Genomic DNA, 21976 nt, shown 5'->3' with positions numbered 1-21976 from the left:
CTATCAGGTGAGTCAGGTCTCGTTCGTTCACCGCATCCAACATTCTTCGGCCTGTGCCGTTTCAGGCAAATGCCGATAGTCCTCCCGGGACGTTCCAGCGAAACAACATCTTTTGCAGCTAAGAGCGTCGATAAACTCCGAAAATGCTTTAGCTGAACAAGCCTGTCGCCGTTCTTCGGCTTGCCTCGAAAGTCCGTCTTTTTACCGATATCCGGTTGACAACTTATCCCGACTTGAGGGCCGAATGCGCTGCTCATCCTTTGGTCGTTGAATCACGTCATAAATTTGACTGGGCGCCTTTTTTTTAATTAACTAGTGGCTATCTGCCGGTGATGTGATCGTCTTCTCTTCGTGGATGCGACGCAGGCTTCCTTTTCAGTCTCTAGAGCCTATAAACAAGATGTGGCGTGAAACCAAGATTTTGTTGATAGACGATAACTTTGACCGTCGCCGTGATCTGACAGTCATCCTCAATTTTCTCAGTGAAGATCATCTGGCGTGCACCAGCAGCGAATGGCGTGATGTGGTGGCTTCGTTCGAATCCAGTCGTACCGTTCTCGGCGTCATGCTCGGTGAGATAGGTTGCGCGGGCGGGGCGGTCGAGTTGCTCAGACAGTTGAGCAATTGGGACGAGAACCTGCCGCTGATGCTGATCGGTGAATCCGCGCCGGCCGACTGGCCCGAAGATATTCGTCGGCGGGTCCTGACCAGTCTGGAGATGCCGCCAAGCTACAACAAACTGCTCGATTCCTTGCATCGCGCCCAGGTTTATCGAGAGGTGTACGACCAGGCCAGGGCTCGCGGGCGACAGCGCGAGCCCAACCTGTTTCGCAGCCTCGTGGGCACCAGTCGCGCGGTGCAGCACGTTCGACAGATGATGCAGCAGGTGGCCGACACCGAGGCCAGCGTCCTGATCCTTGGTGAGTCGGGCACCGGCAAGGAAGTCGTTGCACGCAATCTGCACTATCACTCCAAGCGCCGTAGTGGTCCGTTCGTTCCGGTCAACTGCGGCGCGATCCCCGGTGAGTTGCTGGAAAGCGAATTGTTCGGCCACGAGAAGGGGGCCTTCACCGGCGCCATCACTTCGCGTGCCGGCCGCTTCGAACTGGCGGAGGGCGGTACGCTGTTTCTCGACGAGATCGGTGATATGCCGCTGCCGATGCAGGTCAAGTTGCTGCGTGTGTTGCAGGAACGCACCTTCGAGCGCGTTGGCAGTAATCGCACCCAGAGCGCCGACGTGCGAATCATCGCCGCGACCCACAAGAATCTCGAGAAGATGATCGAGGATGGCAGCTTCCGCGAGGACCTGTATTACCGGCTCAATGTCTTCCCGATCGAAATGGCGCCGCTGCGCGAGCGGGTCGAGGACATTCCGCTGCTGATGAATGAGCTGATATCGCGCATGGAGCATGAGAAGCGTGGCTCCATCCGGTTCAACTCGGCGGCGATCATGTCGCTCTGTCGGCATGACTGGCCGGGCAACGTGCGTGAGCTGGCCAACCTTGTAGAGCGCATGGCGATCATGCATCCCTACGGTGTGATCGGCGTGATGGAACTGCCGAAGAAGTTTCGCCACGTGGACGATGACGACGAGCAGTACGCCATCGAACTGCATGACGAGATGGAAGAGCGCGCCGCCATCAACGCGCCCATCGTCGCACCCGATGCGCATGCCATGCTGCCTGCCGAAGGACTGGACCTGAAGGAGTACCTGGGCAACCTCGAGCAGGGGCTCATCCACCAGGCGCTCGAGGATGCCGGCGGGGTTGTGGCGCGCGCGGCGGAGCGGCTGCGCATTCGGCGCACCACCCTGGTCGAGAAGATGCGCAAGTACGGCATGAATCGTCGCGACGACGGCGAAGAGTGATTTCACGGTTCTAGTATCGAGGAGACGGAAGGGCTCAGGTTCAGCTTCAGCGTCTCGGTATTTCCTTCCCCGCCCCGGGCATGATCCTTGCTGACTCACCCGTGATCGTTCATTTTTTGACGAACGCGAGTGAGAACAGTGAATTCACCTGCCAGTCTATCCGTGAAGACCGCCGGCCTCGGCGAACCTGAAGTCGTGCTCGGATTCGAGCGCGAGCTCCGGCGATTCAAGCCTCAGGAAGGGCGATCCGGCGATTCGGGCGATGTGCTGGAACGTCGAGTCGTCGAGTTGACGGGGCAACTGGCCGAGGCCGGCCTGCAGCGCCTGCAGGAGCTGGACGAGAAGGAGCGCCTGGCCAAGCGCCTGCAAAGCCTCGTGGATCTGTTGCCCGGCGGCGTGATCGTCATCGACGGGCATGGCGTGGTGCGCGAAGCCAATCCGGTGGCGGTCGAGCTGTTCGGCGTGCCGCTGATCGGGCAGCTCTGGCGCGACGTCATTGCGCGCAGCTTTGCGCCTCGCAAGGACGACGGTCATGAAATCTCCCTGCGCGATGGCCGGCGCGTCTCCATTGCCACGCGTTCATTGAGCGGCGAGCCGGGGCAGCTGGTGCTGCTCACCGATCTGACCGAAACCCGCCGCTTGCAAGCGCAGCTCGCCCGCCATGAGAGGCTGTCTTCCCTGGGTCGGATGGTCGCCTCGTTGGCGCATCAGATCCGCACGCCTCTGTCGACCGCCTTGCTCTATGCCAGTCATCTGCAGGAGGGTGGCCTGACCAGCGAACAGCAGCAGCGTTTCGCCGGCCGCCTGAAGGATCGCCTGCACGAGCTGGAGCACCAGGTACGGGACATGCTGGTGTTCGCCCGTGGCGATCTCCCGCTGCAGGATCGCCTGTCGCCCGCCGAGCTGTGTGCGGCGCTGCGTGCTGCTGCCGAGCCTCGCCTGCAGGGCATGGCGGTGCGCTGGCAGTGCGATGTGCGTTCCGCGGAGCTGCTCTGCAACCGAGACACGCTGGTCGGCGCGCTGCTCAATCTCGTCGAAAATGCCGTACAGGCCGCTGCGGGAGCGGTACGTTTGAAGATCCATTTCTATTCGCGCGGGGTGGCCTTGCATATCTGCATCAGCGACAACGGTTCGGGAATGGACGCCGTCACTCTGAGCCGGCTCGGTGAGCCTTTCTTCACCACCAAGGCCACCGGAACCGGACTGGGCCTGGCGGTGGTCAACTCCGTTGCGCGAGCCCATTCCGGAGAGCTGCGCTTGAGATCCAGGCCTGGGCGCGGCACTTGCGCGCGGCTGGTGTTGCCGCTGCTGGCGGCAGGTGCATCCGGGGCGCAGGCATGAAGGTCAGGATTCTGCTGGTCGAAGACGACCCGGCCCTTCGCGAGGCCCTGGGCGACACCCTGGAGCTTGGCGGTTATGCCTACCGTGCGGTGGAAAGCGCCGAATCGGCGCTGCTTGCACTGCAGGAGGAGCCCTTCGAGCTGGTGATAAGCGACGTGAACATGCCGGGTATGGATGGCCACGCGCTGCAGGGCCTGATCCGTCAGCGTCATCCACAGTTGCCCGTATTGCTGATGACCGCGTTCGCGGCGGTCGAGCGGGCCGTCGAGGCCATGCGTCAAGGGGCGGTGGATTATCTGGTCAAGCCGTTCGAGCCGAAGAAGCTGCTGGAATTGGTGGCACGGCACGCCGGTGGCCGCCTGAGCGATCAGACGGATGGGGGCCCGATTGCCGTCGAGCCGGCCAGTCGGCAGTTGCTGGCGCTGGCGGCACGGGTCGCGCAAAGCGATTCCACGGTGCTGATTTCCGGCGAGTCGGGCACCGGCAAGGAGGTGCTGGCGCGCTACATCCATCAGCAATCACCAAGGGCCTACAAGCCGTTCATTGCCATCAACTGTGCGGCCATTCCGGACAACATGCTCGAGGCGACGCTGTTCGGCCACGAGAAGGGCGCCTTTACCGGGGCCATAGCGGCGCAGCCGGGCAAATTCGAGCTGGCCGAAGGCGGCACGCTGCTGCTGGACGAGATATCCGAGATGCCGCTGGGGCTGCAGGCCAAGCTGTTGCGGGTGCTGCAGGAGCGGGAAGTCGAGCGCGTCGGTGCGCGCAAGCCGATCGCATTAGATATTCGTATCATCGGCACGACCAACCGTGAGTTGGCCGATGAGGTCAGAAGCGGGCGCTTCCGCGAGGATCTGTTCTACCGGTTGTCGGTGTTTCCGCTCGCCTGGGCGCCGCTGCGCGAGCGCGTGGCGGACATCCTGCCGCTGGCCGAGCGCCTGCTCGACAAGCATGCGGAGAAGATGCGCCAGCCTGCGGCCAGGCTTTCGCCCGAGGCTCGTCATTGCCTGGCCAGCCATGCCTGGCCGGGTAACGTTCGCGAACTGGACAACGCCATCCAGCGCGCGTTGATCCTGCAGCAGGGCGGCGTGATTCGGCCCGAGGATCTCTGCCTGGATGCGGCGAGCGGCTTCGCTTCGGTCGCGGCGAGCGGGCAAGTCGAAGCGGCTTCTTGCGTGCCGCGGGGCGCGGAAGGCACTGCTCCCGTCGAGCCGGCCGGAGCGCTGGGCGAGGACCTGCGTCGGCGCGAATTCCAGCTGATCCTCGATACCCTGCGGGCTGAACGCGGCCGTCGCAAGGAGACCGCCGACCGCCTGGGCATCAGTGCACGAACCTTGCGTTACAAGCTGGCGCAGATGCGCGATGCCGGAATGGATGTAGAGGCAGCGCTTTTTTCGAGCTGACGGGACGGCTGGGGGGGGGCAGCCCTGAGCGACATTGCGTCGGACGTTCGGTGTCGCTTGGACCCGTCGGGTGATTTCTCCGCTCTGTTAAGCTGCGGTCATCACGGCAATGGAGCATCCCGCATGCACGCAGACTTCTGGCAGGGCCGTTGGGCCCGCAACGACATCGGTTTTCATCTCGACCAGGTCCACCCCGGGCTGCGCCGCCACTGGCCGCGGCTGAAGCTCCAGGAGGGTGCGACGGTGCTGGTGCCACTGTGCGGCAAGAGTCTGGACCTGGCCTGGCTCGCCGGTGAGGGCTTCAGCGTGCTGGGCGTGGAGTTGAGCCAGAAGGCGGTCGAGACGTTTTTCGCCGAGCAGCAGCTCGAGGCCGAGATATCTCAGGTCGGGCCTTTCAAGGTCTATCGTTCGGGCACGCTGGAGATTCGCTGCGGCGATATTTTCGCGCTCGGTGCCGATGATGTCAGCGCCTGCCAGGGCGTATACGATCGCGCCGCCCTGATCGCCTTGCCGCCGCCGATGCGTCAGCGCTACGCGGCGCACCTGTCGGCCATTCTGCCCGCCGGCTGCCAACAACTTCTGGTCACCCTGGATTACGAACAGGCGCAAATGGACGGGCCTCCCTTTGCCGTCAGTGACGCCGAGGTGATGGCGCTGTATGCCGCCGAGTGGCAGGTGGAACGGCTCGAGGCCAAGGAGGTGCTGGCCACCAACCCACGGATGCGCGAGCGCGGCTTGCAGCGGCTGGAGGAGCACTTTCACCGGTTGCAGCGACACGCCTGATCGTCTCGCCAACCGCGTCCTGATGGGGTTTCAGCCTGGCCTGCGCCTCATCTGTCCCGATCAGCCTTCGGTCTGAAGGCGGCGGATAAAGGTGTCTGCTTCGTCGATGGCGCGTTGCATGTCGGCCAGCAACTGGTCGACGTTGCCCTGCAGTGAGCGGTATTCGCCGTGTAGCGCGCTGATGGCGCGGGCATTGAGGTTGTGCTTGAGAAAAAGAACCTGGTCGCGCAGTACGCTGAGCACCGGTTCGATGCGCTGCTCGGCGGCCTTCATGCGTTGAATCAGGGTGCGGTACTCGGCGCGGGTGCGGCTGAGCTCCTTGGCGCTGGCGCTTTTCAGGCTGGCATTGCTGTACTGCTTGAGCTCGCCTTCCCACTCCTTGAACAAGGCATCGGCGACGTCTTCCACGGCCTCGATGCGGCTTCGCACGTCACGGGCGCTCACCACGCTGGCTTCGTACTCGCTGTTGAGCGCATCGTAACGTTTCTGCAGATCGCCACCCTTTACCTCGACGACGCTGCGATAGCGCTCCAGGGCGTCCTTGAACTGCTCCTTCGCATGCTGTTGGGAATCGCGGGCGTCTTCGACCCGATCGACCAGAATGTCACGCTTGTGGATGCCGGCCTTTTCCATTGCCGAGTAATAGGCGCTCTGGCAACCGACCAGGGTCAGCAGGGCGCAGCAGACGATTATGAGCCGGCGCATTGTGATTCCTTGCTTGGAGATGTTCGAACAGGATAGACAAATGAAAAGGGCGACTTGCGTCGCCCTTGGGTGCTTCGATCCGTCTCAAGCACGCTGGCGCAGCGCTGCGATGCGGTCGTCCAGCGAGGGATGGGTCATCAGCAGGCCCGCCAGGCCGTTCTTCAGTGCGCCGTTGATGCCGAAGGCCTTGAGGCTGTCGGGCATGTCGACGGGAACGCCCTGTTCGGCCTGCAGGCGCTGCAGCGCGCCGATCATGGCGCCGGTGCCCGCCAGTTGCGCGCCGGCCTCGTCCGCGCGGTACTCGCGTTTGCGCGAGAACCACATGACGATGATGCTGGCGAGGATGCCCAGCACCAGCTCGGCGAAGATGGTTGCGACGAAGTAGCCGATGCCATGGCCGTCCTCATTCTTGAGGATGGCCTTGTCGACGAAGTTGCCGAAGATCCGCGCGAAGAACATGACGAAGGTGTTCACCACGCCCTGGATCAGGGCGAGGGTGACCATGTCGCCATTGGCCACGTGGCCGATCTCATGGGCGAGAACGGCTTTCACTTCGTCGGGTGAGAAGCGCTCGAGCAGGCCCTGGCTGACGGCGACCAGTGCGTCGTTTCTGTTCCAGCCGGTGGCGAAGGCGTTGGCCTCGTAGGCGGGGAAGATGCCTACCTCTGGCATCTTGATGCCGGCCTCGCGCGACAGCTGCTCGACGGTCTGCAGCAACCACTGCTCGTGGCGGGTGCGCGGCTGGCTGATGATCTCCGTGCGGGTGCTCATCTTCGCCATCCACTTGGAAATGAACAGCGAGATCAGCGAGCCGGCGAAACCGAACACCGCGCAGAAAATCAGCAGGCTGCCATAGTTCTGGCCCGTATAGCGATCCACCCCGAGTAGCTTCAGGGTAATGCTGGCGATGACCAATACGGCAAGGTTGGTCGCCAGGAACAAGAAAATGCGCATGTTGCAGCAGACTCCGGGGTAAAGAATAAGGAACGATAGGCTATATAAGGCTCGGCTCTGCGCTATTCAACCGAGCGACTATTTCAAGCTATGTCGTTTGTTCGGGAGCGGTCGACAGCTGACTCTCGAACAGCACGCGGACGAGGCGTGCCAGCTGCTCGCCATGACCATTGCGCAGGGCTTCTCGGAGCTGCTGGGCGAGGCTTGCCTGCACGCGCAGGACGCTCGGGGGAAGGTCGTCGGCGCCGATCTCTGTACCGGCGACGCTGCCGGTCAGACGCAGGAAAGCTTTTTCGGTCAGCACCGCCTGGTCGATCGCCTGGAACTGGATGGTGCTTTCGAAACGGACATAACCCTCTTCGGCGAGCCACAGCAGCGCGCCGAGGCAGCCCTGATGACGCTTGCTGGGCAGGCCGAACTCATCCGGTTCCTCGTGGCCGATCAGGTCTTCGACGTACAGTGCGGTCTTGCGCGGGAAGGCCTGGTAGAGCATCAACAGGCCACCCGCGACATCCTTGTAGAAGTCCTCGATCTGCAGATCCATTGTGACTATTGGCGGTAGGTCTTGAGGAAGCTGCCGATGCGGCCGATGGCCTGCTCGAGGTCATCCACCCGTGGCAGGGTCACCACCCGGAAGTGATCAGGCCACGGCCAGTTGAACGCGGTGCCTTGGACGATCAGCAGCTTTTCGGACAACAGCAGATCCAGTACGAATTTCTCGTCGTTATGGATCGGGCAGACCTTCGGATCGATCCGCGGGAATGCGTACAGCGCACCCATGGGCTTCACGCAACTGACACCGGGAATGTCGTTGAGCAGCTCCCAGGTACGATTGCGCTGCTCCAGCAGGCGTCCCGGTGGCAATACCAGGTCGTTGATGCTCTGGTAGCCGCCCAGTGCGGTCTGGATGGCGTGTTGCGCGGGCACGTTGGCGCACAGACGCATGTTGGCGAGGATATCCAGGCCTTCGATATAGCTCTGCGCTTTGTGTTTCGGGCCGGTGATCACTACCCAGCCGGAGCGGAAACCCGCCACCCGGTAGGACTTGGACAGGCCGTTGAAGGTCAGGCAGAGCACGTCCGGTGCGAGGGAGGCGGTGCAGACGTGAACGGCGCCGTCGTAGAGGATCTTGTCGTAGATCTCGTCGGAGAACAGCACCAGATTATGCTGGCGCGCCAGTTCGACCATCCCCTCGAGCACTTCTCTGGGGTAAACCGCGCCGGTGGGATTGTTCGGGTTGATCAGCACCAGCGCCTTGGTGTTGGGGGTGATCTTGGCCTTGATGTCGGCCAGGTCAGGCCACCAGTTGGCCTGCTCGTCGCACAGGTAATGCACCGGCTTGCCGCCGGCCAGGCTGACTGCGGCGGTCCACAAGGGGTAGTCGGGCGCCGGGATCAGCACCTCGTCACCGTTGTTGAGCAGCGCCTGCATGGACATCACGATCAGCTCGGAGACGCCATTGCCGAGGTAGATGTCCTCGATGGTCACGCCTTCGACCTGTTTCTGCTGGTAGTACTGCATGATGGCCTTGCGCGCGCTGAACAGGCCTTTGGAGTCGCAGTAGCCCTGGGCGGTCGGCAGATTGCGGATCACGTCCTGAAGGATTTCTTCCGGTGCTTCGAAACCGAACGGCGCCGGGTTGCCGATATTCAGCTTGAGGATGCGGTGGCCTTCCTCCTCCAGACGCTTGGCGTGCTTGAGCACCGGCCCGCGGATGTCGTAGCAGACATTGGCGAGCTTGTTCGATTTACTGACCTGCATGATCCTGAATGTCCCGAAGTGAAAAGGCGCCAGCTCCGGAATGGCTGGCCGCGCTTGGCGTGAACCCGGGCGCCTTGGCAGCGTGAAGACCTGCTGCCAGACTAGGCGTCTAAGAGCAACGCATCATACGTGCGGCCCGACGGCCGGAAAAGGTACAGATCGGCCTTTTTTGAGTAGAGGAGGTGTACCGATGGAAAAGCTGGAAAAACCGCTCGAAGCCTGGCGGGAGCAGCTCTCGGACGAGCAGTTCCAGGTCTGTCGGCTGGGGGCTACCGAGCGTCCCTTCACCGGCAAGTACAACGACACCAAGGTGCCTGGCATCTATCACTGCGCCTGTTGCAACGAACCGCTTTTTGATTCGGACGCCAAGTTTTCATCCGGCTGCGGCTGGCCGAGCTATTTTCAGCCGGTGAGCGACCACGCCATCGCCAGCGTCGATGACTTCAGCCATGGCATGCACCGTATCGAAGTCAAGTGCGCGCGCTGCGATTCGCACTTGGGGCACGTATTCCCCGACGGTCCCGCTCCGACCGGGCTACGCTATTGCATCAACTCCGCCTCCCTCGACCTTCAGCCACGCGACGCCTGACGACGCACACAAGGGACCCATCGCAATGCGCGATTCCTTGCTCGAGATTCCCTGCCGCACCATGGATGGTCAGGAGAAGACCCTGGCCGACTTCGACGGCAAGGTGTGGCTGGTGGTCAATACCGCCAGCGAATGTGGTTTCACACCCCAGTACAAGGGGCTGGAGGCGCTCTGGCAGCGCTATCGGGATCAGGGCCTGGTCGTGCTCGGTTTCCCCTGCAACCAGTTCGGCAGGCAGGAGCCGGGTGACGAGGCGCAGATCGCGTCCTTCTGTGAGCGCAACTTCGGGGTGAGCTTTCCATTGTTCTCCAAGGTGGACGTCAACGGTGCCGACGCGCACCCGCTGTTCGTCGAGCTCAAGAAGCGTGCCCCGGGGCTGCTCGGCAGCAAGGCGATCAAATGGAACTTCACCAAGTTCCTGATCGCCGAGCAGGGGGCTTCGGTGGAGCGTTTCGCCTCCAACACGCCGCCGCAGGCGCTGGTCGAGCGTATCGAAGCGCTGCTGTAACTCTTCCTTTCACCAAGGCCCACGCGATATCGCCTGGGTCGTTCTGGATATCTGCGCCCTGGCGGGCGTGAAATCTTCTTCGGAGTCGTCAGATGGATGCCGAACTGAAAGCCTTCTTGCAGCGTGCCGAGGCGTTGCTGTCGCGTGTCGAGCCATTGCTGCCGGCGCAACGTCCGGTGCTCGACTGGACGCAGAGCCTCGCCGCACGCTGGGTGCGCGATGGGCGGACGGGATACCTGCTGCCGCTGAAGGTCGAGCTGGATCTGCGCCTGGATGATCTGATCGGTATCGATCGCCAGCGTGATCTCCTGTCAGCCAATACCCGTCAGTTCGTGTCGGGCCTGCCGGCCAATCATGTATTGCTCTGGGGTTCGCGTGGCACGGGCAAATCCTCGCTGATCCGTGCGCTGCTGGCCGAGCATGCGGTGGCGGGGCTGCGTCTGATCGAGATCGAGCGTGACCATCTGGCGGACCTGCCTCGTGTCGTCGAGCTACTGGCTGAACAGCCGCAATGCTTCGTGGTGTTCTGCGACGATCTGTCGTTCGAGGCGGGCGAGGGCGACTACCGGGTGCTCAAGAGCGTGCTGGATGGCTCGCTGGAGCGTGCGCCGGAAAACGTGTTGCTGTACGCCACCTCGAATCGCCGACACCTGGTGCCCGAGCGGCAAAGCGACAACGACAACTGGCAGATGGTGGATGGCGAACTGCACCCCAACGAGGCGGTAGAAGACAAGATCGCGCTGTCCGATCGCTTCGGTCTCTGGTTGTCTTTCTATCCCTTCAGTCAGGAGCACTATCTGAACGTGGTGCGCCACTGGATCGGCTCGCTTGCCGCGCAGGCCGGCCTGGATTGGGAGTGGAGCGAGGCGCTGGAAAAGGATGCGATCCGCTGGGCCACCGCACGGGGTAACCGCAACGGACGCTGCGCCTATCAATACGCCCGGCAGTGGGTGGGCACACGGCTACTGGCGCAGCCGTGAGACCTCAATGGCTGGCGGCCTTGCCCATTTCGACCAGCTTCGCATTCATTCGCTGTTCGCCCGGCAGGATACTGGCGAAGGATTCGCGCGCCTTCATGCGTTCGTAATGGGCGGCCAGTGCCGGCCAGCGGGCAGGGTCCAGACGTTCGCCGCCGTGCTCCATGTTGAGCAACTGGCTGGCGATCGCGATATCCGCCATGGTTAGCCGGTCGCCGACGAAGTAATCCTGCTGGCCCAGCTGTCGTTCGAGATAGTCCAGGTGCGGGGGCAATTTCTCGTTGAGTGCAGCCTGGACGCTTTCTTCGTTGCAGGGATGGCCCGCGCTCGGCTTCAGGATCCGGTTCCGGAAGATGCCGAAGGTGGTCAGTGGGGCCAGCTCGTAGTCCGCATATTTCTCCAGCCAGCGCACCTGACCTCGCTGGGGTGCGTTGTCGCCATAGAGTGGCAGTCGGTCCGGATAGGCTTCGTCGAGGTACTGGCAGATCACGCTGGAGTCGGCGAGGGTGACGTCCGCATCCTTGAATGCCGGAATGCGGCCCAGCGGATTGAGCTGCAGGTACCAGTCCGGCGGGGTGAAGGGCATGACCATTTCCAGCTGGTACTCCATGCCTTTTTCCAGCAGACACAGGCGTACCTTGCGGACGAACGGCGACAGGGGGGCTCCAAAGACGGTCAAGGACATCGAGTTTCTCCTCGGGATTGATCGCATCGCTGCGAAGGTCGGGTCACGTCACAGTGGCGGCGACGGAGCCCGCCAGTAGCTGGGTTCGACTAGTAGATGTTGTTGATCTTCCAATCATCATCGTCTTCGAAATTCTTCAGGCCTTCGGCCAACTCGTTGGGTTGCTCGAGCGTGGGTTGCCGTTGTGTCTGTTCAAGCTGATTGGCGTGCTTGTAACCGGCTTCGAGCTGCTTGAGGTGTGGCTGGTACTTGTCCTGTTCCTTCTGCTTGCGCAGATACTGGATACCCCGTTCGTAGGCGAGCCGGGCCTTGTGCGGATTGCTCTGTTGCAGGGCGGCTCTGGCCTGGTTGTTGAAGTAATCGACATGCAGCATCACCAGCATATGCTGGACATTGCTCAGCCAGCGTTTGGCAGCCTCGGTTTCCAGCTGTCCTTGCTTGGCAGCCCAGACGATCAGCGCATGCAGGTCTTCGAGCTGCAGGCGCGCCTCCTTGGCACTCGCTTCGCTGAGAATCTGTTTGGGTGGATTCTCGATGCGAATCTCCTCTCCTTGCACCGCCGCGTTGCGAAGCTCATCGATACGCGCGGGCAGAGAGGGATTCGTTCGATCCAGAGGTTGCAGGCGCTCGCACAGGTACAGTTCCAGGCGTGTCAGCAACAGTTTCAGCGGCGGCGTCATCAGTTGCCCCGGGAAGCTGCGCGACAGCGTGGCGCAACGGCGGATTCGGTCGGAAAGGTCCGCGCGCATACGGGCCTTTTCCAGCTTGTTCTTTTCGACGAGCTGGCTGAGATAGCCGATGACTATCAGTACGAACAGGCCTGCGACGACCAATCCTGCAATCAGAGCCGGTGACAAGATGGCATACCTCGCGATCATTTTCGTTCGAGTGTAGAGCCTTGGGTGGCGCTCTGATAGCGCGAAAGGGCGTCGAGATCATTCAACAAAAAAAAATTTCACATGACGCTTGACGGCTCTCGGGGCTCTCCATAGAATGCGCGCCACTTGCAGCGTGAAGCACATCGCAAACGCTGAAAGCCGGAATGAAAGCTGTAAGCTTCCGGGCTGCGTCCCCTTCGTCTAGTGGCCTAGGACACCGCCCTTTCACGGCGGTAACAGGGGTTCGAGTCCCCTAGGGGACGCCATTTTGCTGTAGATGTAGCGCGGGAATAGCTCAGTTGGTAGAGCACGACCTTGCCAAGGTCGGGGTCGCGAGTTCGAGTCTCGTTTCCCGCTCCAAATACTTGAAACGCCGCTTCCTTTCAGGAAGCGGCGTTTTTCGTTGTGCCCGTTTTTCTCGTTTGCCCGTCGGCTGTTCGTGCGTGGCGCGTCTCATGGCGCGAGCCTATTAAGGCCATAGGTTCAGGTGCAGGTCCGAGCGGGTCGGGAGCAGGTTTTGTGGGCGTACAATGGCGGTCCGCTTTCAGGATTCGGCGTCCATGACAACCACTACCTCAAATCATGCAGCCACCTTGCGTTCCGCCTGGCTCGCTCAGGCGCAGGCCAGCCCATGGGTTACCCTCGGATTGGCTGGAGCGGCCCTGGCGGTCGTGCTCCTGTTGATCGCGGGCGGCATCAATGCCTTCCAGGGCAACGAGGCGAGCAACCTTCGTTACGCAATGCTTGGTGGCAGCGCCGGGTTCGTCGCCACTGCCGTCGGGGCCTTTCTGGCCATCGGTTTGCGCGATATCTCCACTCGCACCCAGGACAGCATGCTCGGTTTCGCGGCTGGGATGATGCTGGCGGCCAGCGCGTTTTCATTGATCCTGCCCGGACTGGAAGCGGGACGTGAACTTTTTGGCAGCGGTCCGGCTGCCGCACTGACCGTCGTGGTCGGGCTCGGCCTGGGTGTGTTGCTGATGCTCGGCCTGGATTACTTCACTCCGCACGAGCACGAGAGCACCGGCCCGTGCGGCCCTGAATGTGAAAGGCTCAACCGGGTGTGGCTGTTCGTGCTGGCCATCGCCCTGCATAACATTCCGGAAGGCATGGCCATCGGCGTGAGCTTCGCCAATGGCGATCTCAACGTCGGTTTGCCATTGACCACCGCGATTTCCATTCAGGACATTCCGGAAGGGCTGGCGGTTGCGCTGGCGCTGCGCACCACCGGGCTATCGGCGTTGACTTCGGCACTGGTCGCTGCGGCATCCGGCTTGATGGAGCCGCTTGGCGCGCTGGTGGGTATCGGCATGTCCAGCGGCTTCGCCATCGCTTATCCGGTCAGCCTTGGACTCGCCGCGGGCGCGATGATCTTCGTGGTGTCTCACGAGGTGATTCCGGAAACCCACCGCAACGGCCATCAGACGCCGGCTACCCTGGGGCTGATGGGTGGCTTCGCGGTGATGATGTTTCTGGATACCGCGTTGGGCTGAGGGTGTGCCTCAGACCAATGCGAGCGTCGCGGTACTCAGAGGTTCTCCAGGAGCTTGCGTGCCACCTCCTGGCCGCTTAGCCAGGCGCCTTCGACCCGGCCCGACAGGCACCAGTCGCCGCAGGCATAAAGGCCCAGCCCCGGATCGGCCAGTGCGCTCCATTCATGGGGTTGAGTGGGGCGGGCATACAGCCAGCGATGCGCCAAGGTGAATGCCGGTGCCGGGACCACGCAATCGATCAGTTCGGCAAAGGCCCCGTGCAGCAGCTCGATCACCGCTTCGCGGGACAGGTCTATGTGCTGCCGGCTCCACTGGCTGCTGGCATGCAGTACCCAGGTGTCGAGGCTGCCGTCACGCCCGGGCTTGCTGTGATCGCGGGCGATCCAGTCGAGCGCATCGTCGCGCACGAAGCACCCCTCGACGCTGGTCTCCAGCGGCGTGGCGAAACCGAGGGCAACCGCCCAGGTCGGCTCCATGGCAACGCTGGCGGCGACGGCAGCCAGTTTCGGCGCCGCGGCCAGCAACGCGGCGGCTTGTGGCGCCGGTACAGCGATGATGACCTGGCTGAAGGGGCCGTGGCTGGCTCCCGTGGCATCCACCAGCGTCCAGAACTCCTCGCCGCGGAATACATCGGTGATGCGGCAGCTGAACGTGACGGGCAGGTCATCGAGCAGACCTTGCGTAATCGCGCTCATGGTCGGCGTGCCGACCCAGCGCAGCTGTTCATCCGTCGAGGGGGACAGTTGGCCGTCACGGGACTGGAACAGGCTGGGTGACCATTGATCCGCCCAGCCGTCGGCCTGCCACTGATGGACAATCTCGGTAAAGCGGCGGTCGCGAGCGGTGAAGTACTGGGTGCCCAGGTCGAGTGTTCCCGACCCGATTGTTTTACTCGCCATGCGGCCGCCACTGCGGCGGCTCTTGTCGAACAGCTGTACTGCCTGCCCCGCGTCGTGCAGGGTCCGGGCCGCTGAGAGCCCGGCGATACCGGTACCGATGATGGCGATGGGGGCGTTGCTCATGATTACCTCGTGTGCTGGTGCCATCCACTGCGCTGTCCATTTCGCGACGCGCAGCATAGGTTTATGACAAGCATTCGATGCCTGAGGTCTCTTTTCATCCTCGAACAGGTTCACGTCTTTGACTAGGGGGATTCGTTGCAATGCGGCGAACGGCTGTCTCATTGCGGATATTGCTGACCGGCGGTAGGTAGTCGGGACGCTGTGCCGGTCTCGGTCGGTGGTTGTAAGTTGGCGATAAGCCGGTACAATGGCGCCGCTCGCCGCCAGGCGGGCTTGTCATGGTGGGCCCTGCCGGTCCCCTCGCAACGATCAGCCGTGAACCCGGTCAGGCCCGGAAGGGAGCAGCCGCAGCGGTGACATTGTGTGCCGGGGTGTGGCTGGTAGGGTTCACCTCCATGACGACTCTCTGTTGCATATTTCCTCGACGAGCCTGCTGGGTTTGTCTGCCCAGTCATCTGCGAAAGCCTGTCATCGCCCCACCCGCAAACTGTATCCTGCAAACTTTTCGCGCAGTCGCGAACATCGCCGGTGCCGGTCAGGAGCAGGGATTTTGTCTGTCAAAGCGAGTTGGGATATTTTCTGCGCCGTAGTGGATAACTTCGGCGATATCGGGGTGACCTGGCGCCTGGCTCGGCAGCTGGTTGCAGAGCACGATCAGCGCGTCCGCCTCTGGGTCGATGATCTGGAGACCTTCGTGCGGCTGTGTCCGACGGCCAGCGCCAGTGCCGCACAGCAGTGGCATGAGCAGGTGGAGATTCGTCACTGGACGAAGGACTGGCAGGCGGCCGAACCCGCGGATGTGGTGATCGAGGCGTTCGCCTGCGAACTGCCACCCGCCTACATAGCGGCGATGGCCGACAGCGGCAGGCGCATTCTCTGGCTGAACCTGGAATACCTCAGTGCCGAGGATTGGGTAGTCGGCTGCCACGCGCTGCCTTCCATGCAGCCCGATGGGTTGCATAAATATTTCTTCTTCCCGGGCTTCGAGCAGGGCACCGGTGGGCTGTTGCGCGAAGGTGATCTGCTGGATCGACGTGACGCATTCCGGAATGATCCGCAGCACCGCGAAGCTTTGCTCGGCAGCTTCGGCATCGAACTGCAGCCCGGCGCGCAGCTCATCTCCCTGTTCGCCTACGAGAATGCCGCGATCCCCGGCTGGCTCGATGTGCTGGCGGCAGGCCCCAAGACCACGCAACTACTGATACCGGAGGGGCGGGTACTGGGCGACGTGGCACGCTGGCTGGGCGTGGGCGAACTGGGTGCCGGTGCGCAGCACCAGCGTGGCAGCCTGCACATCGCCGTGCTGCCTTTCATGACGCAGAACCAGTACGACCAGTTGCTGTGGTGCTGCGACTTCAACGCCGTACGCGGCGAAGAGTCGTTCATTCGCGCGCAGTGGGCTGGACGGCCGCTGGTATGGCACATCTATCCGCAGGAAGAGGATGCCCACTGGGACAAGCTGGATGCCTTCTTCGAGCTCTACAGTGGTGATCTCGCACCCGCCGCAACCGATGCCTTGCGTGCGTTCTGGCGCGCCTGGAACGATGGCGTTGGCAGCGGTGAAGCCTGGTGCGCGATGCAACAACACCAGATGATGCTCCAGCTCCATGCGGAACGCTGGACGCACAAGCAGGTTGCCAACGGCGATCTGGCGGGAAAGCTGGTCTTTTTTTATACAGATTGGTTAGGGTCTGTTCCCGTTTCGTCCGCAGCCGCGCCGTAGCCTGTTTTTGCGCGAGGCAAGGCACGAGGAGTGCAGTTTGGTCGTTCCAAATAAGCGACGAGAAACGCTGCACCGCGCAAAAACAGGCCCGGCCCGAAGGGGTGCGCGGCAAGTGGCGCCAGACGGCGTGGCGAGACTTGGCAAGGGTTCACCATCGCCTGCGTCCCGCGCCTTGCCGGGCGCCACTTGGCGCAGCAACNGGCAAGGGTTCACCATTGCCTGCGTCCCGCGCCTTGCCTGGCGCCACTTGGCGCAGCAACGCGGCTTGCGACGAAACGGGAACAGACCCTATGATACGCGGCCTGTTTTTTGTCTCTTTTAATCATCGGATATTCGTATGAAAACCGCACAAGAGTTCCGTGCCGGCCAAGTGGCCATGATCAACGGCGAGCCCTGGGTCATCCAGAAAGCCGAATTCAACAAGTCCGGCCGCAACGCTGCCGTGGTCAAGATGAAGTTGAAGAACCTGCTCAACGGCCAGGCGACCGAAAGCGTCTACAAGGCCGACGACAAGTTCGAGCCGGTCATCCTTGAGCGCAAGGAAGTGACCTACTCCTACTTCGCCGATCCGATGTACGTGTTCATGGACACCGAATACAACCAGTACGAAGTCGAGAAGGAAGACCTGGGCGACGCGCTGAACTTCATCGAAGACGGCATGCAGGATGTCTGCGAAGCCGTGTTCTACAACGACCGCGTGATCTCCATCGAGCTGCCGACCACCATCGTGCGCCAGGTTTCCTACACCGAGCCGGCCGTTCGCGGCGACACCAGCGGCAAGGTCATGAAGACCGCCAAGCTGAACAACGGCTACGAGCTGAAGGTCGCGGAGTTCATCAACATCGGTGAGCACATCGAGATCGACACCCGCACCGGCGAGTACAAGTCCCGCGCCAAGGTCTGACGGACCCGTCGTTCGAAGGACATGAAAAAGCCCGGCCATGCGCCGGGCTTTTTCATGTCTGTGTTTCACGGTACCGCACCCGCAGTGCCGGCACGGCGTTTCGCAATCAGTTGGCCCAGAGCCAGCCGATCATGAGGTAGCACAGGCCTGTCACCAGGAAGACTCCGAATATGTTCAAGGCGAACCCGGCCTTGATCATCGACTGGATGCGCATCAGCCCGGTGCCGAACACGATGGCGTTCGGCGGGGTTGCCACCGGCATCATGAAGGCGCAACTGGCGGCGATCGCAGCGGGAATGGCGAGCATTTCCGGTGGCAGGCCCTGGGCGACGGCCAGCGCGCCGAGCAGCGGCAGGAACGCGGCGGCAGTAGCCGTGTTGGAGGTGATCTCGGTAAGGAAGGTAATCACCAGAGCGACCAGGCCGATCATCAGGATCAGGGGCAGCGTTCCGAAGCCCTGCAGGCTCTCGGCGATCCACTGGGCGAGCCCTGAAGCGCCTATCACACCGGCCAGCGACAAGCCGCCGCCGAACAGCAGCAACACGCCCCATGGGACCTTGTTGGCGGTTTCCCAGTCCATCAGGAACACGCGCTTGTCCAGGTCTACCGGGATCAGGAACAGGATCAGCGCGGCGGCGATGGCGATGCTGGTGTCGTTGACCCCATCGATGTACTGAGCCAGGAACGGTTGGAAGATCCAGGCGGCCGCTGCGAGGCCAAATACCACCGCGACCATTTTCTCGGCCTTGGACATGGGACCGAGCTCGGCCATCTCCTTTTCCAGCATGGTGCGACTGTCGCCGCCGGTCAGCTTGAAGCCGCCTCGCGTCAACCACCACCAGGTGAACAGCAGCATGCCGACGCTGACGGGTACGCCCAGCAGCATCCACTGGCCGAAGCCAATGTGCACGTCATAGGTGTCGCGCAGGAAGGCCGCAAGCAGCGCGTTGGGCGGTGTGCCGATCAATGTGGCGATGCCGCCGACGCTCGCGGCATAGGCGATACCCAGCAGCAATGCACTCGCAAAACGTGTGCCTTCCTCTTCCTCGCTGCCTTCTGTGAGCAGGGCGATCACGGAAATGCCGATCGGCAACATCATGATGCTGGTGGCGGTGTTGCTCACCCACATGCTGATGAACGCCGTGGCGATCATGAAGCCCGCGATTTGCCGGCTAGGTGCGTTGCCGACTGCCAGTAGCGTGGCCAGGGCGATACGTTTGTGCAGGTTCCAGCGCTGCATGGCCAGACCGAGCAGGAAGCCACCGAAGAACAGAAAGATCGTCGGGTTGGCATAGGGCGCGGTCGCCTTGTTCAGCGTGTCGATGCCCAATAGCGGAATCAGCAGGATGGGCAGCAGTGAAGTCGCCGGGATCGGTATCGCTTCGGTAGCCCACCAGACAGCCATCAAACCGGCCAGGCCGACGGTCAGCCAGGCCGTTTCGGAAAGCCCGGCGGGAGGACTGGTGACGAGGCAGAGCAGCAAGACCAGGGGGCCGAGCAGCAGGCCGATGAAAGCTGCCTGGGCAGCGCCTTTGTTCTGTGTGTCGGTCATGTGGGGGATGGTTCCTCTATTCAGTGACCCGGCTGCGAGAGGGCGTGTAAAGGGTCGGCGTAAAAAAGCCGCGCGAGTCTACCAGTGCATGATTAGCTGGCGAATTAATAGTTTTGCTAATTATTAGCGCGCTATTCGCTTTTATCCGTGCAAGCCGGAATTGGACCGGAAGCCGGCAGGGCAGGTGCCGGCCTTCCGTCTGGGGCTCGTAGGGCCGAGCTCGTTCGACAGGAAATCATGCAGGCCGAACGAGTTCGGCCCTACAGAAAGTTATGCGGAGGGGCGCAGCTGTTTTAGGGTTTCGGCAATCATGAACGCCAGTTCCAGGGATTGGTCGGCGTTCAGGCGGGGGTCGCAATGAGTGTGATAGCGATCGCCGAGGCCATCTTCGGTGATGGGCCGCGAACCACCAATGCACTCGGTGACGTTCTGGCCGGTCATCTCGATGTGAATGCCGCCCGGATAGCTGCCTTCGGCTCGGTGCACGTCGAAGAACTGGCGCACTTCCGCCAACACGCGTTCGAAAGCCCGGGTCTTGTAGCCGCTGGAGGCCTTCATGGTGTTGCCGTGCATCGGGTCGGAGCTCCACAACACCTGCCGGCCTTCGGCCTGGACGGCACGGATCAACCGGGGCAGCCCGGCTTCCACCTTGTCCGCGCCCATGCGCACGATCAGGTTGAGGCGGCCCGGGTCGTTCTCGGGGTTGAGAATGTCGATCAGGCGGATCAACTCCTCGCTGTCCATGGTGGGACCGACCTTCACGCCGATAGGATTGCCGACGCCACGCAGGAACTCCACATGGGCACCATCCAGCTGGCGGGTGCGGTCGCCGATCCACAGCATGTGTGCCGAGCAGTCGTACCAGCCACCGTTGAGGCTGTCCTCGCGCAGGAAGGCCTGCTCGTAGTTCAGCAACAGGGCTTCGTGTGCGGTGAAGAAACTGGTTTCGCGCAACTGCGGCATGTTATCCATGCCACAGGCACGCATGAACTTCAGCGCCTGGTCGATTCGCGCTCCCAGCTGGTGATATTTCTCCGCCATCTGCGAGTTGGCGATGAAGTCCAGGTTCCACTGGTGGACCTGATGCAGGTCGGCGAAACCGCCCTGGGCAAAGGCGCGCAGCAGGTTGAGGCTGGCTGTGGACTGGTGATAGGCCTGCAGCAGACGCTCCGGATCGGGCGTGCGGCTTTTCGGATCGAAGCCGATGCCATTGACGATGTCGCCGCGATAGGAAGGCAGCGTCACGCCATCGATGGTTTCATCGCCCGCCGAGCGCGGCTTGGCAAACTGGCCGGCCATGCGGCCGACCTTCACCACAGGGCAGCCGGCGGCGAAGGTCATGACCACCGCCATCTGCAATAACACCTTGAAGGTGTCCCGGATCTTGGTGGCGGAGAATTCGAGGAAACTTTCCGCGCAATCGCCACCTTGCAGCAGGAAGGCACGGCCCTGGGTGACTTCCGCGAACTGCCTGCGCAGCTCGCGCGCTTCGCCCGCGAACACCAGGGGTGGAAGACTGGCGAGGGTGCTTTCGACCCGGCCCAGATGTGCGGCGTCGGGGTATTCAGGTTGCTGCTGAATGGGTTTGTCTCGCCAGCTCGTGGGGCTCCAGGTCTGGTTCATCGAAAGTGTCCGTCGTTCGAAAATGAATGCGGCGATTTTACCTGATGCACCGGAGCTGTCGCTGATAGTTCCTGATGATGGGGGCGTTAGGGTCTGTTGACGTTTCGGCGCGAGCCGTGTTGCTGCGCCAAATATCGCCAGGCAAGGCGCGGGACGCAGGCAATGGCCGCGGCCGGCCGCGTCATTCCCTTGCCAAGTCCCGCAACGCCGCCTGGCGATATTTGCCGCGCAACCCGGAGGGCCGGGCCTGTTTTTTCGCGGCGCTGCGTTATTCGTCGTTCATTTGGAATGACCAAACTTCTCTCCTCATGCCTTGCTCCGCGAAAAAACAGGCTCCGGCGCGGCCGCGAGCGAAACGTCAACAGACCCTAGGTCCGTTGCATTTCATGCACGACTCGCCTTGAAGCAGTGACAGGCCTAAGATGGCGCGCCGAATCGGAGAGCGTTCATGGACAAGCAGGAAGAATTACTGGCCGAAGTGCGCGATGAGTTCGGCCTGGTGCGCGTCCTGCAGGTCGGTGATTATCGCTTCCTCGAATTTGGCGCGGCGGTGGAGCAGAGCTGCGTGTTCATGCGCGACCCCAGCTGGCTGGAGTACGACTACACGCGGGCGATGCTGATGGGCGCGCTCTGTCATCCTGCGCCGGAAACCGCGCTGTTCCTCGGCCTGGGTGCCGGCACCCTGACGCAGGCCTGCCTGGAATTCCTGCCGCTGGAGGATGTGGAAGCCATCGAGCTGCGTCCCGCGGTGCCGGAGTTGGCGATGCGCTACCTGGGCCTGCAGAACGATTCACGGCTCTACGTTCGGATCGGCGATGCGGTGGAATTGCTGGAGTCGGCGGAAACGGCGGACCTGATCTTCGTCGATCTGTATACCGACGTCGGCCCGGCAGCGGCGCACCTGGCCTGGAACTTCCTCAAACGCTGCCAGGAAAAGCTCAATCCCGACGGCTGGCTCATCATCAACCAGTGGGGCACCGATGACGACAAACCGCTGGGTGCAGCGCTGCTGCGCGGGTTGTTTCATCGCCACTACTGGGAGTGCCCGGTGAAGGAGGGCAACGTCGTGTTGCTGGTTCCGGCTGAGCTCGAACAGACGCTGGACGAGGAAGGCCTGCGTCAGCGGGCGGCGTGCCTGGCGCCGCGCCTGGGTTATTCCCTCGATTCGCTGATCGCCGCGCTGCGCCCTGCCAGTTGAATGGAACCGC

Annotated in this window: 20 protein-coding genes, 2 tRNA genes and 1 other RNA gene; 14 read left to right on the top strand and 9 right to left on the bottom strand. The window is 62.3% G+C overall.

Features of this window, described 5'->3' with window-relative positions; translation table 11 throughout:
- Positions 1-400 precede the first annotated feature (400 nt).
- From EA795_RS07990 to EA795_RS07975, 4 genes are all read left to right on the top strand, one after another.
- Positions 401-1867, top strand: a complete 1467-nt coding sequence (locus EA795_RS07990; RefSeq protein ID WP_122076493.1) for a sigma-54 dependent transcriptional regulator — start codon at positions 401-403, stop codon at positions 1865-1867.
- Between the two features lie 138 nt (positions 1868-2005).
- A complete protein-coding gene (locus EA795_RS07985) occupies positions 2006-3208 on the top strand; it encodes a sensor histidine kinase (protein ID WP_376750276.1) in 1203 nt (400 codons plus the stop codon).
- Positions 3205-4611, top strand: a complete 1407-nt coding sequence (locus EA795_RS07980; protein ID WP_122076489.1) for a sigma-54-dependent transcriptional regulator — start codon at positions 3205-3207, stop codon at positions 4609-4611. Before EA795_RS07985 ends, EA795_RS07980 begins: the two co-directional genes overlap by 4 nt.
- A 123-nt stretch (positions 4612-4734) precedes the next feature.
- Positions 4735-5394, top strand: coding sequence for a thiopurine S-methyltransferase (locus EA795_RS07975; protein ID WP_122076487.1), 660 nt, complete (start codon positions 4735-4737; stop codon positions 5392-5394).
- A 60-nt stretch (positions 5395-5454) separates the two neighbouring features.
- Here EA795_RS07975 and EA795_RS07970 read toward each other — a convergent pair whose 3' ends face one another.
- The 4 genes from EA795_RS07970 to EA795_RS07955 all read right to left on the bottom strand — a co-directional run bounded on the left by EA795_RS07970 (position 5455) and on the right by EA795_RS07955 (position 8814).
- Positions 5455-6099, bottom strand: coding sequence for a DUF2959 domain-containing protein (locus EA795_RS07970; RefSeq protein ID WP_122076485.1), 645 nt, complete (start codon positions 6097-6099; stop codon positions 5455-5457).
- 84 nt (positions 6100-6183) lie between these two features.
- On the bottom strand, positions 6184-7053 hold the full coding sequence (gene htpX / locus EA795_RS07965) for a protease HtpX (RefSeq protein ID WP_014852099.1): 870 nt from the start codon (positions 7051-7053) through the stop codon (positions 6184-6186).
- An 88-nt stretch (positions 7054-7141) separates the two neighbouring features.
- Positions 7142-7597: a hypothetical protein gene (locus EA795_RS07960; protein ID WP_014852100.1), complete on the bottom strand. Its 456-nt coding sequence runs from the start codon at positions 7595-7597 to the stop codon at positions 7142-7144.
- A gap of 5 nt (positions 7598-7602) precedes the next feature.
- Positions 7603-8814, bottom strand: a complete 1212-nt coding sequence (locus tag EA795_RS07955; RefSeq protein ID WP_014852101.1) for a pyridoxal phosphate-dependent aminotransferase — start codon at positions 8812-8814, stop codon at positions 7603-7605.
- A gap of 190 nt (positions 8815-9004) precedes the next feature.
- Between EA795_RS07955 and msrB the strand changes: the two genes are divergently transcribed.
- From msrB to EA795_RS07940, 3 genes are all read left to right on the top strand, one after another.
- The gene (gene msrB / locus EA795_RS07950; RefSeq protein WP_014852102.1) at positions 9005-9403 is read left to right on the top strand and encodes a peptide-methionine (R)-S-oxide reductase MsrB; all 399 of its coding nucleotides are present in this window, start codon (positions 9005-9007) and stop codon (positions 9401-9403) included.
- Between the two features lie 25 nt (positions 9404-9428).
- Complete coding sequence (locus tag EA795_RS07945; RefSeq protein WP_058076529.1) at positions 9429-9911, top strand: glutathione peroxidase; 483 nt, start codon at positions 9429-9431, stop codon at positions 9909-9911.
- A gap of 92 nt (positions 9912-10003) precedes the next feature.
- Positions 10004-10891 carry an ATP-binding protein gene (locus tag EA795_RS07940; protein WP_122076483.1) on the top strand — a complete coding sequence of 296 codons (888 nt, stop codon included), beginning with the start codon at positions 10004-10006 and terminating at the stop codon, positions 10889-10891.
- A 4-nt stretch (positions 10892-10895) separates the two neighbouring features.
- On the opposite strand, the gene EA795_RS07935 is transcribed toward EA795_RS07940, so the two are convergent.
- Positions 10896-11573: a glutathione S-transferase family protein gene (locus EA795_RS07935; protein WP_058073515.1), complete on the bottom strand. Its 678-nt coding sequence runs from the start codon at positions 11571-11573 to the stop codon at positions 10896-10898.
- 89 nt (positions 11574-11662) lie between these two features.
- The gene (locus tag EA795_RS07930) at positions 11663-12451 is read right to left on the bottom strand and encodes a hypothetical protein (protein ID WP_122076481.1); all 789 of its coding nucleotides are present in this window, start codon (positions 12449-12451) and stop codon (positions 11663-11665) included.
- Between the two features lie 190 nt (positions 12452-12641).
- On the opposite strand from EA795_RS07930, the gene EA795_RS07925 reads away from it, so the two are divergent.
- The 3 genes from EA795_RS07925 (at position 12642) to EA795_RS07915 (ending at position 13944) form a co-directional block, all read left to right on the top strand.
- Positions 12642-12717, top strand: a tRNA-Glu gene (locus EA795_RS07925).
- A gap of 18 nt (positions 12718-12735) precedes the next feature.
- Positions 12736-12811, top strand: a tRNA-Gly gene (locus EA795_RS07920).
- A gap of 200 nt (positions 12812-13011) precedes the next feature.
- The gene (locus tag EA795_RS07915; RefSeq protein ID WP_115027592.1) at positions 13012-13944 is read left to right on the top strand and encodes a ZIP family metal transporter; all 933 of its coding nucleotides are present in this window, start codon (positions 13012-13014) and stop codon (positions 13942-13944) included.
- Between the two features lie 35 nt (positions 13945-13979).
- Here the strand turns inward: EA795_RS07915 and EA795_RS07910 are convergent, their stop codons facing one another.
- Positions 13980-14966 (bottom strand): NAD(P)/FAD-dependent oxidoreductase, encoded by a 987-nt coding sequence (locus EA795_RS07910; protein ID WP_122076479.1) that lies wholly within the window; start codon positions 14964-14966, stop codon positions 13980-13982.
- Positions 14967-15255: 289 nt separating this feature from the next.
- Here EA795_RS07910 and ffs point away from each other — a divergent pair.
- The 3 genes from ffs (at position 15256) to efp (ending at position 17593) form a co-directional block, all read left to right on the top strand.
- An RNA gene (gene ffs / locus EA795_RS07905) (signal recognition particle sRNA small type) lies at positions 15256-15352 on the top strand.
- A 164-nt stretch (positions 15353-15516) separates the two neighbouring features.
- The gene (earP, locus tag EA795_RS07900; RefSeq protein ID WP_122076477.1) at positions 15517-16689 is read left to right on the top strand and encodes an elongation factor P maturation arginine rhamnosyltransferase EarP; all 1173 of its coding nucleotides are present in this window, start codon (positions 15517-15519) and stop codon (positions 16687-16689) included.
- Positions 16690-17026: 337 nt separating this feature from the next.
- Positions 17027-17593, top strand: a complete 567-nt coding sequence (efp, locus tag EA795_RS07890; RefSeq protein WP_014852110.1) for an elongation factor P — start codon at positions 17027-17029, stop codon at positions 17591-17593.
- A gap of 106 nt (positions 17594-17699) precedes the next feature.
- Here the strand turns inward: efp and EA795_RS07885 are convergent, their stop codons facing one another.
- Together EA795_RS07885 and EA795_RS07880 are read right to left on the bottom strand one after the other, a co-directional pair.
- Positions 17700-19145: an SLC13 family permease gene (locus tag EA795_RS07885; RefSeq protein ID WP_058076533.1), complete on the bottom strand. Its 1446-nt coding sequence runs from the start codon at positions 19143-19145 to the stop codon at positions 17700-17702.
- Positions 19146-19415: 270 nt separating this feature from the next.
- A complete protein-coding gene (locus EA795_RS07880) occupies positions 19416-20768 on the bottom strand; it encodes a class II 3-deoxy-7-phosphoheptulonate synthase (RefSeq protein WP_122076473.1) in 1353 nt (450 codons plus the stop codon).
- A 448-nt stretch (positions 20769-21216) separates the two neighbouring features.
- Here EA795_RS07880 and EA795_RS07875 point away from each other — a divergent pair, with 448 nt between their 5' ends.
- Positions 21217-21966: a spermidine synthase gene (locus EA795_RS07875; RefSeq protein ID WP_014852113.1), complete on the top strand. Its 750-nt coding sequence runs from the start codon at positions 21217-21219 to the stop codon at positions 21964-21966.
- Positions 21967-21976: the final 10 nt, after the last annotated feature.

This window comes from Stutzerimonas nitrititolerans (assembly GCF_003696285.1).
In the GTDB taxonomy this organism is placed as follows: Bacteria; Pseudomonadota; Gammaproteobacteria; order Pseudomonadales; family Pseudomonadaceae; genus Stutzerimonas; species Stutzerimonas nitrititolerans.
The sequence above is the reverse complement of the archived record's forward strand: the minus strand, read 5'-3'. Positions and strand labels throughout refer to the sequence as shown.

Excerpts from the sequence above, each read along its gene's own strand:
- EA795_RS07990 (WP_122076493.1), top strand. The coding sequence starts at position 401 with ATGTGGCGTGAAACCAAGATTTTGTTGATAGACGATAACTTTGACCGT.
- EA795_RS07980 (WP_122076489.1), top strand. The coding sequence starts at position 3,205 with ATGAAGGTCAGGATTCTGCTGGTCGAAGACGACCCGGCCCTTCGCGAG.
- EA795_RS07975 (WP_122076487.1), top strand. The coding sequence starts at position 4,735 with ATGCACGCAGACTTCTGGCAGGGCCGTTGGGCCCGCAACGACATCGGT.
- EA795_RS07970 (WP_122076485.1), bottom strand. The coding sequence starts at position 6,099 with ATGCGCCGGCTCATAATCGTCTGCTGCGCCCTGCTGACCCTGGTCGGT.
- htpX (WP_014852099.1), bottom strand. The coding sequence starts at position 7,053 with ATGCGCATTTTCTTGTTCCTGGCGACCAACCTTGCCGTATTGGTCATC.
- EA795_RS07960 (WP_014852100.1), bottom strand. The coding sequence starts at position 7,597 with ATGGATCTGCAGATCGAGGACTTCTACAAGGATGTCGCGGGTGGCCTG.
- EA795_RS07955 (WP_014852101.1), bottom strand. The coding sequence starts at position 8,814 with ATGCAGGTCAGTAAATCGAACAAGCTCGCCAATGTCTGCTACGACATC.
- msrB (WP_014852102.1), top strand. The coding sequence starts at position 9,005 with ATGGAAAAGCTGGAAAAACCGCTCGAAGCCTGGCGGGAGCAGCTCTCG.
- EA795_RS07945 (WP_058076529.1), top strand. The coding sequence starts at position 9,429 with ATGCGCGATTCCTTGCTCGAGATTCCCTGCCGCACCATGGATGGTCAG.
- EA795_RS07940 (WP_122076483.1), top strand. The coding sequence starts at position 10,004 with ATGGATGCCGAACTGAAAGCCTTCTTGCAGCGTGCCGAGGCGTTGCTG.
- EA795_RS07935 (WP_058073515.1), bottom strand. The coding sequence starts at position 11,573 with ATGTCCTTGACCGTCTTTGGAGCCCCCCTGTCGCCGTTCGTCCGCAAG.
- EA795_RS07930 (WP_122076481.1), bottom strand. The coding sequence starts at position 12,451 with ATGATCGCGAGGTATGCCATCTTGTCACCGGCTCTGATTGCAGGATTG.
- EA795_RS07915 (WP_115027592.1), top strand. The coding sequence starts at position 13,012 with ATGACAACCACTACCTCAAATCATGCAGCCACCTTGCGTTCCGCCTGG.
- EA795_RS07910 (WP_122076479.1), bottom strand. The coding sequence starts at position 14,966 with ATGAGCAACGCCCCCATCGCCATCATCGGTACCGGTATCGCCGGGCTC.
- efp (WP_014852110.1), top strand. The coding sequence starts at position 17,027 with ATGAAAACCGCACAAGAGTTCCGTGCCGGCCAAGTGGCCATGATCAAC.
- EA795_RS07885 (WP_058076533.1), bottom strand. The coding sequence starts at position 19,145 with ATGACCGACACACAGAACAAAGGCGCTGCCCAGGCAGCTTTCATCGGC.
- EA795_RS07880 (WP_122076473.1), bottom strand. The coding sequence starts at position 20,768 with ATGAACCAGACCTGGAGCCCCACGAGCTGGCGAGACAAACCCATTCAG.
- EA795_RS07875 (WP_014852113.1), top strand. The coding sequence starts at position 21,217 with ATGGACAAGCAGGAAGAATTACTGGCCGAAGTGCGCGATGAGTTCGGC.